This is a genomic window from Duganella kummerowiae, assembly GCF_053572355.1.
In genome coordinates this window covers 37,521-52,797 of sequence record NZ_JBKFEH010000021.1, presented here as the reverse complement: position 1 = coordinate 52,797, position 15,277 = coordinate 37,521, and the positions used below count along the sequence as shown (strand labels likewise).

Here is a 15,277-nt window from a genome sequence, read left to right as displayed (position 1 = left end):
TTACAATGGGCGTTTCGACTCACGCGCGGAACGCCCATGATCTCCTGGCACTGGCTCGCCTTCAACGACATCTCCCCATCCGACCTGTACGAGGTCCTGCTGCAGCGCCAGCAGGTGTTCGTGCTGGAGCAAACCTGCTTGTATCCCGACATGGACGGCCTCGATCCGCATTGCCACCACCTGATGGCATGGCGCGAAGTGGAGGGCAAGCGCGAACTGGCCGCCTACCTGCGCTGCCTGCCGCCCGGCTTGAAATACGAGGAAATGTCGTTGGGCCGCATCCTGACGCCCGCTTCCTCGCGCGGTACCGGCATCGGCCGCCAGCTGGTGGCCGAGGGCATACGGCGCGCGGTGGCGCAGTATCCCGGCCACGCGATCCGCATCGGCGCCCAGCACCGGCTGGAGAAGTTCTACCAGGGATTCGGCTTCGTGACCGTCACGGAACCGTACGATGAGGACGGCATCATGCACATCGATATGCTGCGCGCGGCCGATTAAAACGTCAGCAGGAAGCGCGCGCCGGCGCTGACCGAACGCGCGTAGCGCACCGTGCCGCCATTGCCGTGCACCAGGCGGCGCACCAGCGCCAGGCCTATGCCCCGGCCCTGCTTTTTGGTCGAGAAGAAGGGCGTGAAGATGTGCGAAGCCAGCGCATCGGGCACGCCGGACCCGTTATCCAGCACTTCGATGCGCAGCCGCCCGCCCCGGACGAGGCGCGCACTCACGCTGACCATGGGTTGGGCCACGGCCTGGGTGGCGTCGGCTGCATTCTTCAGCAGGTTGATCAGGGCCTGTTCCAGTTGGCCGGGATCGGCCATCAATTCCAGTGACGCGGGCTCCACCGAGAAGCCGAGGCGGCCGCCGCGCTGCAGCCATTCCGGCGCCAGCAGCGCGTGCAGGCGCTGGAACAGGTGTTCCAGCCGCACCGGCTCTGCTTGCGGCGGCGGCAGCGTCGACAGGCTGCGGTAGCCCGCCACGAAGTCCACCAGGCTGGCGGCGCGGCGCGCGACGGCGTCCAGCGCGGTATCAAGGTCAGCGTGCAAGTCCGGCTGCAGCTGCGGCCTGATTTCCTCCACCAGGTCGCGCGCGGTGCGCGACAGCGAAGCCACCGGCGTGAGCGAATTCATGATTTCGTGGGTCAGCACCTGCACCAGTTCGCGCCAGGCGTTCATCGCTTCCGCTTCCAGCTCGCTTTCCACCGGCATCAGCGCGGCCAGGCGCTGGGCGCTGCCCTGCACGCTCAAGGCGGAAACGGCCAGCAGGGCGCGCTCGACGCCGCGCTCGGTGTCGAAGCTGACCAGGGTGCGCTGCCCGGCTGGCTGGGCGGACAACAGCTGGTACAGGGCTTGCGGCTCGGCGGCGCGCCCGGGCGCCAGCAGGCGGCGCGCGCTGGTATTCAGCGGCGCGACGGTGGTGGTGGCAGTGGTGGTGGCCATGCTGGTGTTGGCCATGCTGGTGTTGGCCGTGCCGATGGTGGTGGTGCCGTGGTCCGCAGTGGCGATAGCAGTGCCGGCGGTGGCGGCGGGAGCGGTGGCGGCGCCGGCGGCCTCAATGCGGAACAAGGCGATGGGAGCATGTTCCAGCGTGGCTTCCAGCAAAGCTGCCGTATCACTCGCGGATTGGGCGTCTTCAACACGGACTGGCGATGGACCATCTTCCATGCGCGGCAGGCGCACGCTCAGACCGGCCAGGGCGCGGGCCAGCAGGGGCAGCGGCAGCAGCGCTGCCAATCCGCACAGCACGGCGGCGCGCGGAGAGGACAGTGCGATGAAGTAGCCTGCACCGCCAGCCGCCGCCGCCATCGCGGCAGCGCTGCCAAGGATGGCGGACTTCAGGCCGCGTTCAGATGCCATGCTTTTCCAGCTTGCGGTACAGCGCCGCGCGGCTGATGCCCAGCATTTTGGCGGCATGGCTGATATTGCCGTTGAACTGGCGCAGCGCAGCGGCGATGGCGTCGCGCTCCAGCGCATCCAGCGTCTGGTCGGCGCGCAGGACATGGGCGACTTCGGCAGCGGTCGAAACAGGAATGTCTTCCGGTGCAGTGACACCAGCAGATGACAGTGACGCACCGGGCAGGCCGAAATCAGTGATGACGTATTGCGCATCGCGGCCCAGGATGACGGCGCGTTCGCAGGCATGGCGCAGCGCGCGTACGTTGCCGGGCCAGTCGTGGCGCTGCAGCGCGGCCAGCGCCGCCGCATCGATCCCGCGCGGCGGGCGCTGGTACTGCTGCTCGTACAGCGACAGGTAATGCCGCAGCAGCATGGCGATATCCTCGCGCCGTTCGCGCAGCGGCGGTACGCGCAGCACGATGGTGTTGAGCCGGAACAGCAGGTCGGCGCGGAACACGGACGGATCGAACAGCCGCGCCTCCTCCAGGTTGGTGGCGCTGATGATGCGCACGTCGATGGCTTCCGGCTTGTCGGCACCGACCGGCGTCACTTCGCGCCGCTCCAGCGCCGTCAGCAGCTTGGCTTGCGCGGCCAGCGGCATGTTGCCTATCTCGTCCAGGAACAGCGTGCCGCCGCGCGCGGCCTGGAAGCGTCCGGCGCGGTCCGAGCGCGCGTCGGTGAAGGCGCCCTTGCGGTGGCCGAACAACTCGCTCTCGAACGTCGATTCCGGCAGCGCGCCCATGTCCACCGCCAGCAGCGTGCCGGAAGCGCGGCGCGAGGCGGCATGGATGGCGCGCGCCACAAGCTCCTTGCCGACGCCGTTCTCGCCCAGCACCATGACATTGGCCTCGGTCGGCGCCACGCTGGCAATCATGGCTTTCAGCTCGCGCATGGGGGCGGCATCGCCCATCAGCTCCGGTATCGCCTTGCCCGCGCCGGCGGTGGCTGCGCGGCGCGCCAGCGCGCTGTCCACGGCCGCAACCAGGCGCGCATTGTCCCAGGGCTTGGTGATGAAATCGCTGGCGCCGCGCTTGAGCGCCTCCACCGCCAGCGGCACGCCGGCATACGCCGTCATCGCGATCACGGCCGGCGGATGCGGACGGCCGCGCAGCAGGTCCAGCAGCGCCAGGCCTTCGGCGCCGTCGATCAGGCCGGGTGTGAAATTGAGGTCCAGCAGCACCACGTCCGGCACGGTCTGCGCCAGCAGCGCGGCCAGGCGCGCCGGATCGCTCAGCGTCTCCACCTTGCCGTGGCGGCGCCGCAGCAGCAGCTGGGCCGCGCAGGCGACATCGGCGTCGTCGTCCAGTATCAGAACGTGGGAAGATGCATCGGCCATCGGTGTGCTTGCGGGTGGTTGGTGACGCATTCTAGCAGCAGCTTTTGCGCTTGTGACAGGGCTTTTGCCGTGTGTTCGACAGCGGACATCGGGCCGGTGCCGCTAGTGTCCGGAAATGAACAGCGGCGCCACGCAACGCCCGCAAATACGGGCTTTTCGGCCCTGGCACAGGCCTTGCAGAACAGCGGCCATGAGCACACCGCACCCCAAGCTTCCACCTCCCGCCAGCGGCGCCGCCATGGATACCGTGGTGCCGCGCAAGCGCGGCAAGGCCATCGCCCTGGCGGCGGCCGGCGTCGTCGCGCTGTGCGTGGCCGCCTACGCGCTATGGCTAGCCATGCCGCGCGGGCTGCAGGTGCCTGCCGCCGAGCTGCGCATGGGCGTGGCCGAGCGCGGCGTGTTCGTGGACGATATCGTGGTGCGCGCCAGCGCCGAGCCGCTCAGCTCCGTGATACTCGATTCGGTGGAATCGGGCCGCATCGAGGAAGTCTATGCCAGCGATGGCGCACTGGTGAAACAGGGACAACTGCTGTTCCGCATCTCCAACCCGCAGCGCAACCTGGAACTGCTGGCGCGCCAGGCCGAGCATGCGCAGCAGATTTCCAACCTGTCCAACCTGCGCGTGGCCCAGGAGGCGTCCGGCAGCGACCACCAGCGCCGCCTGGACGACTTGCGCTTTGCGCTGGAGCAGGCGCGCAAGCAGCACGCGCGCAACGTGCGGCTGGCGGCGCAAGGGTTTATCTCCGCCGTCGCGCTGGAAGAATCCGGCGACCGGCTGGCGCAGCAGCAGCATGTGCTGGACCAGGAAGTGCGCGCCGAATGCACCGAATCCGGCGTGCGGCGCGACGCCTTGCGCCAGTTGAAGACCGCCATCGATGGCCTCAGCACCGGCTTGAAGCTGGTCAGCGCCACCGTGGATGCGCTGGCCGTGCGCGCGCCGGTCGCGGGCCGCCTGACCGACTTCCGCCTGCAGGTGGGCGAATCCATCGCCACCGGCAAGAACGTGGGCCGCATCGACGATCCCGCGCGTTTCAAGCTGTCCGCCAGGGTGGACGAGTTTTACCTGAACCGCGTGGCCATCGGGCGGCGCGGCAGCGTGCAGCAGGATGGCCGCAGCTACCCGGTCGAGGTGCGTACCATCTACCCCCAGATCAAGGACGGCCGCTTTACCGTGGAGCTGGTGTTCACGGCCGGCCAGCCGCCCGTGCTCAATCCCGGCCAGAGCCTGGATGCGCAGGTCACGCTGGGCCAGCCCTCGCCCGCCCTGCTGCTGCCCAATGGGGCCTTCATCAACGACAGCGGCGGCGCCTGGGTCTACGTGCTGGAAGGCGATGGCCAGGTGGTGCGGCGCGCGATCCGCACCGGCCGCCGCAACAACGCGCAGATCGAAGTGCTGCAAGGGCTGGCGCCGGGCGACAAGGTGATCCTGTCCAGCTACGCGGCCTACGGAAATTCACCCAGGCTGCAGATTACACAGTAAATTCTCACCCACTACCAACCAGAGGCTCAGCACATGCTCAAACTCGCAGGCGTCAGCAAAATCCACCAGGCAGGGGAAATCCAGACCAGGGCGCTGGACCGCATCGACCTGGATATCGAGGCAGGCGAATACCTCGCCATCACCGGCCCTTCCGGCTGCGGCAAATCGACGCTGCTCGGGCTACTCGGCCTGCTCGACGTGCCGACCGAGGGCGACTACTGGTTCGAAGGCCAGAACGTGGCCGGCTGGAGCGAATCGCGCCTGAACGCGCTGCGGCGCGGCCGCATCGGCTTCATTTTCCAGAGCTTCAACCTGATCGAGGAACTGACCGTGTTCGAGAACGTGGAACTGGCGCTGGAATACAACGGCACGCCGGCGCGCGAGCGGCGCGAGCGGGTCTCGGCCATGCTGGACAAGCTGGGCGTGGCGCACCGCGCCGGGCACCGTCCTTCGCAGCTGTCCGGCGGCCAGCAGCAGCGCGTGGCCATCGCGCGCGCGCTGGTGGCCGGTCCGGCCGTGCTGCTGGCCGACGAACCGACCGGCAACCTGGACACGGCCCACGGCAACGAGGTGATGCGCCTGCTGCGCGACATCAACGCCGAAGGCACCACCGTGGTGATGGTGACGCACTCGCCGGACCACGCGGCGCAAGCCTCGCGCACCCTGCGCCTGCTGGATGGCCGCATCATGGTCGACGCCCTGCAAGCGGCATGAGGCTGTCCGACTTCCGCATCGGCTGGCGGCAGCTAGTGCAGCAGCCGGCCTACACGGCCGTGGTGCTGTGCGGCCTGGCGCTGGGCTTTGCCGCTTGCTTCCTGCTGCTGGGCTATGTGCGCTACTGCCTGGATTACGACAGCCAGGTGCCGCAGCGCGAGCGCGTGTTCGCGGTCACGCAGCGCATCAATGTATTCCCGCGTCCCGACTGGCAGAACTATGCCTTCCTGTCCGTGCAGCGCGATGCGCAGCGCAGCGGCATGGTGGAGGCCAGCACCATCGTTCGGGATGTGGAGCAGCCGGTGCGCCATGGCGGGCGCCTGTCGCGCCTGAACCTGCGCATGGTCGATGGCGATTTCGCCGATATCTTTGGCGTCGCCGCGCTGCAGGGCGACCTGCGCGCCACGCTGGCCAGTCCCGATGGCGTGGCGCTGACGCGCTCTGCCGCCGCCAGGCTGTTCGGGTCCGCACCACCGCTGGGCCGGGTGCTGCACGTGGACGGCAAGGCGCTGCAGGTGCGCGCCATCCTGCCCGACCATCCGGCCAACACATCGATACCCTACGAAGCGCTGGTGGGCAGCGCCAGCGTGCTGTGGCCTGCAGCGCAGCGCGCCCAGGCATATGAGGGCAATGGCCGCGCCACGCTGTACCTGAAGCTGAACCGGGGCGCCGATGCCGCCACCCTCACGCGCCTGTTGCAGCAAGCCCTGAACGATACGCCGCACGAGCGCCAGGCGCGCGCCTCCGCCATGGGCCGTTCGCTGGGCGAGCGCAATGTGACCGATATCGCCCTGCTGCCGCTGGCGCAGCTGTACTTCGATCCCGGCCTGGCCACGGGACGCAACGCCGGCCAGCACGGCCAGCGCGCCACCGTCTACGGCCTGGCCGCGCTGGCCCTGCTGATACTGGCGCTGGCAGCCATCAACTACGTCAACCTGACCACCGTGCGCATGCTGCGGCGCCAGCGCGAGATCGCCCTGCGCAAGGTGCTGGGCGCGGGTACCGGGCCGCTGGTGCGGCAGTTCCTGGCGGAGTCGGTGCTGGTGGCGCTGCTGGCGGTGGTTGCCGGACTGCTGCTGGCGTGGCTGGCGCTGCCGCTGCTTTCCGAGCTGGTGCAGCGCCCGCTGGCCGGCATTTTCACCCCGCAGCACTGCGCCGCCATGCTGCTGGCGGCGCTGCTGACCGGGATGCTGGCGGGCGCTTATCCGGCCTGGTGCGCGCTGGGCATATGGCCCGGCTTGGCGCTGGCAGGGCGCGGCAATGCGGAGCGCGGCAGCGGGCGCTGGCTGCGGCGCGCGCTGACCGTGGCGCAGTTCGCGGCCGCCATCGCGCTCGGCGCCACCACGCTGGCGGTGGGGTGGCAGACCTGGTATGCCAGTACTGCGTCACCCGGTTTCGATCCCGCCGGACTGCTGGTGCTGGACCTGCCGCCGGACCTGTCGGACGCCAGCCGCCAGCAGGCGCGGGCCTTCCAGCGGGCGCTGGAGCGCCTGCCCGGCATTCAAGGCGTGGCCTCGATTTCCGATGCGGTGGGGCGCGACGGCCTGAAGATGATCGGCAGCCTGACCACGCGCGATGGACGCGACGTCCGGCTCGAATACAAGTCGGTCAGCGCCTCCTGGTTCAGCCAGCACCAGCTGCATCCCGTGTCCGGCCGCCTGTTCGATCCGGACCAGGACCGGGAAGACAGCAAGGCGGTGGTGCTCAACGCCGCCGCCGCGCGGCTGCTGGGCTTTGCCACGCCATACGAGGCGGTCGGCAAGCTGGCGCGAGACGGCAGCACCATCATCGGCATCGCACCGGAAATCCGCTTCCAGTCCATGCGCCAGGCCGGCGGCCCCATCATGTACAGGCTGGAGCAGCAAAACGTGCTGACGATACGCAGCAGTACCAGTGCGGCGCAGCTGTACCACGCCATCGAACCGCTGTGGCGGCAGCACTTTCCTGACCAGATCATGGAGCTGCACACGGAAGCGGGTCTGCTGGGCGCGCAGTACGACCAGGACCGGCGACTGGCCATCATCCTGGCGGTCGGCAGCGCGCTTGCGATCGTGCTGGCGGCATTCGGCATCTATGTGCTGTCAGCCAGCAGCGTACAGCGCCAGGAGCGGCAGATCGTGATGCGCAAGCTGCACGGCGCGGGCAAGGGCGCCATCGCGCGCCTGGTAGGACGCGAGTTCGCCCTGCTGGTGGGTATGGGCGCGCTGCTCGGACTACCGCTGGCGGCGGCCGCCATCCAGCGCTACCTGGACGGCTTCGTGGAGCGCGCGCCCGCCGGCCACTGGTCGCTGGCGGCGGCGCTGCTCTTGGCCATGCTGGTGGCGCTGCTGGCCACGGCACGGCACACGCTGGCCGCGCTGCGGCTGTCTCCCGCGCTGGCCCTGCGCGACTGAACAGAGGAGAGAACATGCACTTACGCGATTTTCGTATCGGCTGGCGGCTGCTCAGGCAGCAGCCGGCGTTTTCCGCCATCGCCATCCTGGGACTGGCGCTGGGGTTTGCGGTCTGCTTCCTGCTGCTCGGCTATGTGCGCTATTGCTACAGCTACGACGAGCATGTGCCGGAACGCGAGCGCATCTACGTGGTCAAGCACAGGCTCAATTTCATCCCGCAGCCGCAGTGGCTGGAGTACACCCCGTTCGCGCTGCGCGAGGTGGCGCTGCGCAGCGGCCTGCCGCTGGAAGCCAGCGCGTACTGGCCGCGCAAGGCCACGCTGCGGCAGGATGGCCGCGAGCAGGAGGCGGAACTGACCGTGGTCGATCCCGCTTTCGAGCAGATCTTCGGGCTGCGCGCCAAGGCCGGCGACCTGCATGCGGCGCTGACCCGGCCGGATGGCCTGGCCCTCACCGAACAGGCCGCGCTGCGCCTGTTCGGCCGCATTGATGCGCTGGACCGCACCGTGCAGCTGGACCGGCAGCTGCTGCGGGTGCGCGCCATCCTGCACGATCCGCCGTCCAACACCGTCGTGCCCTACACGGCGCTGGTGGGCATGGGCACATCGCTATGGCCGGCTGCCGAGCGCGATGCGGCGCTGGCCAACTGGATGGGCATCAACGGCAAGATCTACCTCAAGGCCGGTCCCGGGCTGACGGCAGAGGCGCTGGCCGCCGCCCTGCAGAACGCCACCGACCACGCGCCGTGGCAGAGCGCCATTCCGCCCGAGCAGCGCGTGGGGCTGGGCGGGCGCAAGCTGGTGGACATCGGACTCGGCTCGCTCAAGGACGCCTACTTCGACACCTCGGTCGCCAACACCATAGGCGCCGGGCAGCGCGGCGACCGCCGCGTGGTGCTGGGCCTGGGCGCGGTCGGCTTGCTGATACTGGCGCTGGCGGTGTTCAACTACGTCAGCCTGGCGGCGGTGCGCACGCTGCGGCGCCAGCGCGAGATCGCCATGCGCCGCGTTCTGGGCGCCTCGGCCCCGCAGCTGCTGGCGCAATTCATGGCCGAGGCCCTGCTGGTGGCGCTGTGCGCGACTGTACTGGGCATGCTGCTGGCGTGGCTGCTGCTGCCCTCCTTTGCCGCGCTGGTGGAGCGCCAGCTGGATGGCCTGTACACCCCCGGTGCGGTGACCCTCTTCCTGCTGCTGGGCGCCGCAGTGGGCCTGCTGGCGGGCGCCTATCCCGGCTGGCTGGCGCGCGGCGTGGACATGCTCCAGGCGCTGTCGCGCCGCAGCGGCGACACGCCAGGCGGCGCACGCCTGCGCCGCACGCTGGCGGTGCTGCAGCTGGCGGCGGCTATGGGGCTGGGCAGCATCGCGCTGTCCATCGCCTGGCAGACGCGCTATGCGAGCCAGGCGCCGGCCGGCTTCGATCCGGCGCCGCTGCTGGTGCTGGAACTGCCCCGGCAGGCCGACGACGCCGCCAACGGCGCCTTGCGCGAGGCCGCGGCCCGCGTCCCGGGCGTGCTGGGCGCGGCGCTGAGCCGCACCGTGCCGGGCCGCGACGAGGATGGCGGCACCCGCGCCAGCCAGACCGTGCAAGGTCCGGATGGCCGCGCCGTGCCGATGTCGATACGCCAGGTGGGCGCGGAATTCTTCGGCGTCTACGGCGTGCGCCCACTGGCCGGGCGCATGCTCGATACGCGCATCGAGCGGGACGCCAGCGCCAGCGGCATCGTGGTCAACATGGCGGCCGTGAGGGCGCTGGGGATCGCGTCGCCGCTGCAGGCGCTCGGCACATGGCTGAACGGCAGGGAACTGCAGATCGTGGGCGTGGCGCCCGAGCTGCGCTGGCAGACCCTGCGCGATCCGGTACGACCCACCATGTACAGGATAGGCAGCGGCGACCGCACGCTGACGCTGCGCATGGCCGACATCCGCGATACGGCGGCGCTGGCCGCCATCGAAGCGGCGTGGCAGCGCCACTTTCCCGGCCAGCCGCTGGCGGCGCAGCACGCCTCCAGCTATCTTGCTCAGGGCTATGCGGAAGATGTGCGGGTGGCGCGCCTGCTGGCCTGGTCCAGCGGCGTGGTGTTCGCGCTGGCGGCCTGCGGCGTGTATGTGCTGGCGGCGCAGGCAGTGCAGCGCCGCGCGCGCGAGATCGTGATGCGCAAGCTGCACGGCGCCGGCCGCCGCGCCATCGCGCTGCTGCTGGGACGCGAATTCCTGTGGCTGACGGCCGCCGCCGCCCTGCTCGGCCTGGCGCCGGCGATGGTGGCCGTACAGCGCTATCTGGCCGGCTTTGCCGAACGCGCGCCGCTGGGCTGGTGGCCGATCGCCGTGACCCTGCTGGCCGCCATCGCCGTGGTGGCACTGGCCGCCGCCCGCCACACCTTGAGCGCGCTACGCATCGCTCCTGCCGCTGCCCTGCGCGACTAAGACAACACCGGGGTCAGATCTCTCGTTAGTACATGAGACCGTTGGAGACGCCTGCTGAGCTTTATCAAACAGGTCCAGCAGGCCTTTCCATATGATGGCGGGATGGTCCGTCCACTCCGACTCGAATGTACTGATGCCGTCTACCACGTTACCTCACGTGGCGACCGGCAAGACGCAATCTATCGCGATGATGCCGATCGCAAGCGATGGCTAGAGATGTTCGACACCATGTGCCTCAGGCACAACCTGATCATCTACAGCTATTGCGAGATGACCAATCACTACCATCTGCTACTCGAAACGCCGGAAGCAAACCTGTCACGTGCCATGCGCGACCTGAACGGCGCCTACACCCAGTACTTCAACCGGCGCCATAAAGTCGTCGGCCATCTTTTCCAGGGCCGCTATAAGGCGATACTGGTGCAAAAGCAGACTTACCTGCTGGAGCTGATACGCTATATCGCTCTGAATCCCGTCCGCGCTCAGCTGGTGTGCTCGGCAGATGACTGGCGCTGGAGCAGCCACTACCTGGCCCTGCATGGGAGGCACCTTCCGTCATGGCTGGATCAGCAATGGATATGGGCGCAGTTCAGCCAGGATACGGCGGCGGCGCGGGCGGTATATACCGATTTTGTCCGCGCAGGCTCCGGACGCCCCAGTCCGCTGCGCGCCATGCGCCACCAGCTTTTGCTTGGGGATGAGGCTTTTTGCGCTCGATATCTTGCACACCCCGAGCCGCCCGCGCCATTCGAGGTTGCGCGTTCACAGCGCCGCAGCATGGCATTATCACTGCCGGAATACGAATTACGCTATCCAGACAGGAACGAAGCCATTGTCCACGCATATCTCTCAACCGTGTACTCGATGCGCGAAATCGCGGCACATTTTGGCATCTCCTATAAAACTGTCAGCCGAATTATCCACCATCCCAAAGCAGAAGCGGACTCATGTACTAACGAGAGATCTGACCCCGACGGTTTGCACGACGGTTTGCAGGCGTAAAAAAAGCGGCCCAGGCCGCTTTTTTTTGCGCAGATCCGGCAATTACTTCACAGCCGTCAGCGTCATCGTGAAGATCAGCGCTGTGTTAGGCGGAACAGAACTGTTACCGGTAGTACCGTAAGCTTGGTCGGAAGGAATGGTCAAGGTCCGGGTACCACCTACCTTCAATCCTTTCACGCCTGTGTTCACACCGACGATCGCGCCCAGCGGGCTTGCATCCACAACAAAAGTGAAAGCGCCAGAAGTGGTGCTCGAATCGATTTGCGTACCCTTCAGGTTAGCGCGGGTGCCATCATACAGCCATACGGCGTAATTGATCGTGACGGTTTTACCAGCAACCGCTTCGTCGCCGGTACCAACGGTATCGTCATGGATCAGCAACGCGGTCGGCGGCGGCACGGTCACGGGCGTGGTCGCTTTCACCACGCTGATCAGGGTAATGTCATACACCACCGGCGAATTGGCCGGAATCGGGGCATAGGTGTTGCCGTTGACCGAGGCCAGCGCGGTGCGCGCGGTGGCGCCGTAGGCCAGCGACGACGGCAGGATCAGGGTGCGCTTGCCGCCCACCAGCATGCCGACGATGCCCTGGTCCCAGCCCACCAGGCGCGCGCCCACGCCCAGGGTGAAGGTCTCGGGCTGGGCGCGGTCTATGCTGCTGTCGATCTTGGAACCCTTGAAGTCCGATTTGGTCGCGTCGTACAGGTAGCCCACGTAATCGACCACCAGCACGTCGCCGTAGGACGCCGTCAGGCCGGTGCCGGTCACGGTGTCGATGGTCTTGAAGGCCGGCTGCGCTACCGTCGTGGTGGTGCCGGTGCTGGTCTTGGAACTGCCGCCGCCGCAGGCCGCCAGGACCACTGCGCACGCCACGGCAGCTATAACTTGGAACATCGATTTCATGGTTACCTTTGTCTGTTTGGTCTCTTCCGCCCGCATTCCTGCGCGCCATTCGGAGCAGAAGTTTAGCAGAACGTCACGCCGGCCTCCCGGCCACTACATTCGGTTACATATTTTAGTGTCAGATTTCGACCTGGGTGCCCAGCTCGATTACCCGGTTGGGCGGAATCTGGTAGTAATCGGCCGCCGCCCGGGCGTTGCGCGACATGGCCACGAACAAGTGCTCGCGCCACGGCGCCATGCCGGAACCTGGCGTCGAGATCACGGTCTGGCGGGCGATGAAGAACGAGGTTTCCATCATTTCAAAGGGCAGCCCCAGGCATTCGCACAGGCGCAGGGCCTTGGGGATGTCCGGCTCGTCCTTGAACCCGTAGTAGACGTTGAGCTGGTAGCACTGGTGGCCCAGGTCGGTCACCTTGACCTGCTCGGCCTCGACCACGAAGGGCTCTTCCACGATGTGCACGGTGATGAACACCACCCGCTCGTGCAGCACCTTGTTGTGCGACAGGTTGTGCAGCAGCGCATGCGGCACGCCGTCGCTCTCGCCGCGCAGGAAGATGGCGGTGCCGTACACGCGCGTGGGCGGGGCCACGAACAGCGAGGACAGGAACTCCTCCAGCGGAATGGCGTGCTTCTGCAGGTTCTGGAACACCAGCCTGCGGCCATGCTTCCAGGTCAGCATGATGGTGAACAGGATGGAACCCAGCAGCAGCGGGAAGAAGCCGCCGTGGAACAGCTTCAGGGTGCTGGCCGAGAACAGCATGATGTCCATCACGATGAAGAAGCCGGTCGCGCTGAGCGCCACCCACAGCGGGAAGTTCCAGCGGAAGCGCACCACGAAGAAGGTGATGAAGGTGGTGGCCAGCATGGTGGCGGTGACGGCGATGCCGTAGGCGCCGGCCAGGCGGTCGGACGAGCCGAAGCCGACCACGGCAATCAGCACCACGATCAGCTGCAGCCAGTTCACCACCGGGATGTAGATCTGGCCGATCTCGCTCTCGGAGGTGTGCAGCACCCGCATGCGCGGCAGCAGGCCCAGGGCGATGGCCTGCTTGGTCATGGAGAAGGTGCCGGAAATGGTGGCCTGGGAGGCGATCACCGCCGCCATGGTGGACAGGATCACCAGCGGGTACACGCTCCAGGCGCCCAGCTGCTGGAAGAAGGGATTGGAAATCGCATCCGGGTGGGCGATCAGCAGGCCGCCCTGGCCCAGGTAGTTCAGCGCCAGCGCCGGGAAGGTGATCAGGAACCAGGCCGCGCGGATCGGCGTCTTGCCGAAGTGGCCCATGTCGGCATACAGGGCTTCTGCGCCGGTGAAGGCCAGCACCACGGCGCCCAGGGCGACGAAGGCGGTGTAGCGGTTTTCCAGCATGAAGCGGAAGGCGTGCAGGGGATTCAAAGCGGTCAGGATTTCGGGCGACTTGGCGATGTTGATCACGCCCATGATGGCCAGCGCCGCGAACCACACCACCATGATGGGGCCGAAGAAGCGGCCGATGCCGGCCGTGCCGTGGCGCTGCACGGAATACAGGGTGACCAGCACGATGATGGTGAGCGGCACGATGTACTGCTCCAGCCCCGGCGCCGCCACTTCCAGGCCCTCGATGGCGCCCAGCACCGAGATGGCCGGCGTGACCACGCTGTCGCCATAGAACATGGTGGCGCCGAACACGCCCAGCAGCATCAGGGTGTACGACCAGTGCGAACGCTTGGGCACGGAATTCAGGGCCAGCGCCATCAGCGCCATGATGCCGCCCTCGCCGCGGTTATCGGCGCGCAGCACCAGGGTCACGTACTTGAGCGAGACGATCATGGTCAGGCCCCAGAAGATCAGGGACACGATGCCGAGCAGGTTGGGGGTGTTCAGCGCGAGCCCGTGTTCCGGGTCGAAGATGGTCTTGAGGGTGTAGAGGGGGCTGGTACCGATGTCGCCGTAGACGATGCCGACGGCCGCCAGCGTGAGCGCGGCGAGACTGCTTTTCTTGTGTTGCGCGGTCAAGATTGCACCTGTTGTTGTTTTGGTGCATTGCACAATAGGATAGGTTTTCGCAAATAGCAAGAATATTTTGGCATGCCTGACAGGTCCTGTGGGCCGATAGCCGCAGTGTACGCCGAGCGCCCGCTCCATGGCAAAAAGACAGCATGCGGTGCGTTCCCGGCAGGTAGCGTCCGGATGGGAGATAATGGCAGGCTTTTCCCCGCATACGCCGCACGCACCGCATGAATCCAGGTATCCTCTACGCCGCCCTCGCCTTCTTCCTGTGGGGTTTGTTCCCGTTGTACTTTCACGCCATCAGCGGCGTGCCGCCCCAGGAAATCCTCGGCCACCGCATCCTGTGGTCGCTGGCTTTCCTGGTGGTGGTGCTGACCGTGCGCCAGCAATGGAAGTGGCTGCCGCGCGTGCTGGCCACTCCCCGGGTGCTGGCCAGTTTCGCGGCCAGCGCCATCCTGCTGTCCACCAACTGGTTCGTGTATATCTGGTCGGTCAACAATGGCCATGTGATCGACGCCAGCCTGGGATACTTCATCAATCCCCTGGTGAATGTGCTGCTGGGCCTGCTCGTGCTGAAGGAAAAGCTGCGACGGGGACAGTGGATGGCCATCATGGTGGCGGCCGCCGGGGTGGCCTGGCTCAGCTGGCAGGCCGGCCAGGTGCCGTGGATTGCCCTGATCCTGGGCCTCACCTTTGGCGCCTACGGCCTGCTGCGCAAGACCGCCGCCCTGGCCGCGCTGGAAGGCTTGTCGCTGGAAACCATGATACTGTTCCCGGCTGCGCTGGCCTATGTGTTGTGGCTGAGCTCGAACGGCAACAACAGCTTCCTCAACACACCGTCCGACACCACCCGCTGGCTGCTGGCGGCCGCCGGCCCCATCACCGCCATCCCACTGCTGCTGTTCGCGGCCGGCGCACGCAAGATACCCATGGCGGTGCTGGGCCTGCTGCAATACATCTCGCCCACCATGCAGGCGCTGCTGGGCGTGTGGTTCTTCCACGAAGCCTTCCCGCCGGCACGGCTGCTGGGCTTTGTCATCATCTGGGCCGCCCTGCTGCTGTACATGGCCGAAGGCCTGTGGGTCGCGCGCCAGGCTAAATAGTGGGCGGGGGGCGGGATTTATCGTATCCTGTCGTCCTTCCC

Annotated in this window: 11 protein-coding genes; 7 read left to right on the top strand and 4 right to left on the bottom strand. The window is 67.2% G+C overall.

Going from position 1 to position 15,277, the window contains the following annotated elements; all coding sequences use genetic code 11:
- The first annotated feature begins 36 nt into the window (after nt 1-36).
- The gene (locus tag ACLB1G_RS24855; RefSeq protein WP_491629943.1) at nt 37-498 is read left to right on the top strand and encodes a GNAT family N-acetyltransferase; all 462 of its coding nucleotides are present in this window, start codon (nt 37-39) and stop codon (nt 496-498) included.
- Here the strand turns inward: ACLB1G_RS24855 and ACLB1G_RS24850 are convergent.
- Nucleotides 495-1,853, bottom strand: coding sequence for a sensor histidine kinase (locus tag ACLB1G_RS24850; RefSeq protein ID WP_491629942.1), 1,359 nt, complete (start codon nt 1,851-1,853; stop codon nt 495-497). The two genes, ACLB1G_RS24855 and ACLB1G_RS24850, sit on opposite strands and share 4 nt — an antisense overlap.
- Nucleotides 1,843-3,228: a sigma-54-dependent transcriptional regulator gene (locus ACLB1G_RS24845; RefSeq protein WP_491629941.1), complete on the bottom strand. Its 1,386-nt coding sequence runs from the start codon at nt 3,226-3,228 to the stop codon at nt 1,843-1,845. The genes ACLB1G_RS24850 and ACLB1G_RS24845 overlap by 11 nt, the downstream gene beginning before the upstream one ends.
- A gap of 190 nt (nt 3,229-3,418) precedes the next feature.
- Between ACLB1G_RS24845 and ACLB1G_RS24840 the strand changes: the two genes are divergently transcribed.
- The 5 genes from ACLB1G_RS24840 to ACLB1G_RS24820 all read left to right on the top strand — a co-directional run bounded on the left by ACLB1G_RS24840 (nt 3,419) and on the right by ACLB1G_RS24820 (nt 11,240).
- Nucleotides 3,419-4,708 (top strand): efflux RND transporter periplasmic adaptor subunit, encoded by a 1,290-nt coding sequence (locus ACLB1G_RS24840; RefSeq protein ID WP_491629940.1) that lies wholly within the window; start codon nt 3,419-3,421, stop codon nt 4,706-4,708.
- Nucleotides 4,709-4,741: 33 nt separating this feature from the next.
- On the top strand, nt 4,742-5,422 hold the full coding sequence (locus ACLB1G_RS24835) for an ABC transporter ATP-binding protein (RefSeq protein WP_491629939.1): 681 nt from the start codon (nt 4,742-4,744) through the stop codon (nt 5,420-5,422).
- Nucleotides 5,419-7,815, top strand: a complete 2,397-nt coding sequence (locus ACLB1G_RS24830) for an FtsX-like permease family protein (RefSeq protein WP_491629938.1) — start codon at nt 5,419-5,421, stop codon at nt 7,813-7,815. The genes ACLB1G_RS24835 and ACLB1G_RS24830 overlap by 4 nt, the downstream gene beginning before the upstream one ends.
- A gap of 14 nt (nt 7,816-7,829) precedes the next feature.
- Complete coding sequence (locus tag ACLB1G_RS24825) at nt 7,830-10,238, top strand: ABC transporter permease (protein ID WP_491629937.1); 2,409 nt, start codon at nt 7,830-7,832, stop codon at nt 10,236-10,238.
- A 102-nt stretch (nt 10,239-10,340) separates the two neighbouring features.
- Entirely contained in the window at nt 10,341-11,240 is a 900-nt protein-coding gene (locus ACLB1G_RS24820) for a transposase (RefSeq protein WP_491629936.1), read from the top strand.
- A 42-nt stretch (nt 11,241-11,282) separates the two neighbouring features.
- On the opposite strand, the gene ACLB1G_RS24815 is transcribed toward ACLB1G_RS24820, so the two are convergent.
- Both ACLB1G_RS24815 and ACLB1G_RS24810 read right to left on the bottom strand, forming a co-directional pair.
- Nucleotides 11,283-12,134 (bottom strand): FKBP-type peptidyl-prolyl cis-trans isomerase, encoded by an 852-nt coding sequence (locus ACLB1G_RS24815; RefSeq protein ID WP_491629935.1) that lies wholly within the window; start codon nt 12,132-12,134, stop codon nt 11,283-11,285.
- A gap of 127 nt (nt 12,135-12,261) precedes the next feature.
- Nucleotides 12,262-14,139 carry a potassium transporter Kup gene (locus ACLB1G_RS24810; protein WP_491629934.1) on the bottom strand — a complete coding sequence of 626 codons (1,878 nt, stop codon included), beginning with the start codon at nt 14,137-14,139 and terminating at the stop codon, nt 12,262-12,264.
- 221 nt (nt 14,140-14,360) lie between these two features.
- On the opposite strand from ACLB1G_RS24810, the gene rarD reads away from it, so the two are divergent.
- Nucleotides 14,361-15,236, top strand: a complete 876-nt coding sequence (gene rarD / locus ACLB1G_RS24805) for an EamA family transporter RarD (protein ID WP_491629933.1) — start codon at nt 14,361-14,363, stop codon at nt 15,234-15,236.
- Nucleotides 15,237-15,277 lie beyond the last annotated feature (41 nt).

What these genes read in the sequence shown, in the direction of transcription:
- ACLB1G_RS24825 (WP_491629937.1), top strand. Translation starts at nt 7,830, where the DNA reads ATGCACTTACGCGATTTTCGTATCGGCTGGCGGCTGCTCAGGCAGCAG.
- ACLB1G_RS24850 (WP_491629942.1), bottom strand. Translation starts at nt 1,853, where the DNA reads ATGGCATCTGAACGCGGCCTGAAGTCCGCCATCCTTGGCAGCGCTGCC.
- ACLB1G_RS24830 (WP_491629938.1), top strand. Translation starts at nt 5,419, where the DNA reads ATGAGGCTGTCCGACTTCCGCATCGGCTGGCGGCAGCTAGTGCAGCAG.
- ACLB1G_RS24855 (WP_491629943.1), top strand. Translation starts at nt 37, where the DNA reads ATGATCTCCTGGCACTGGCTCGCCTTCAACGACATCTCCCCATCCGAC.
- ACLB1G_RS24835 (WP_491629939.1), top strand. Translation starts at nt 4,742, where the DNA reads ATGCTCAAACTCGCAGGCGTCAGCAAAATCCACCAGGCAGGGGAAATC.
- ACLB1G_RS24845 (WP_491629941.1), bottom strand. Translation starts at nt 3,228, where the DNA reads ATGGCCGATGCATCTTCCCACGTTCTGATACTGGACGACGACGCCGAT.
- ACLB1G_RS24820 (WP_491629936.1), top strand. Translation starts at nt 10,341, where the DNA reads ATGGTCCGTCCACTCCGACTCGAATGTACTGATGCCGTCTACCACGTT.
- ACLB1G_RS24815 (WP_491629935.1), bottom strand. Translation starts at nt 12,134, where the DNA reads ATGTTCCAAGTTATAGCTGCCGTGGCGTGCGCAGTGGTCCTGGCGGCC.
- ACLB1G_RS24840 (WP_491629940.1), top strand. Translation starts at nt 3,419, where the DNA reads ATGAGCACACCGCACCCCAAGCTTCCACCTCCCGCCAGCGGCGCCGCC.
- rarD (WP_491629933.1), top strand. Translation starts at nt 14,361, where the DNA reads ATGAATCCAGGTATCCTCTACGCCGCCCTCGCCTTCTTCCTGTGGGGT.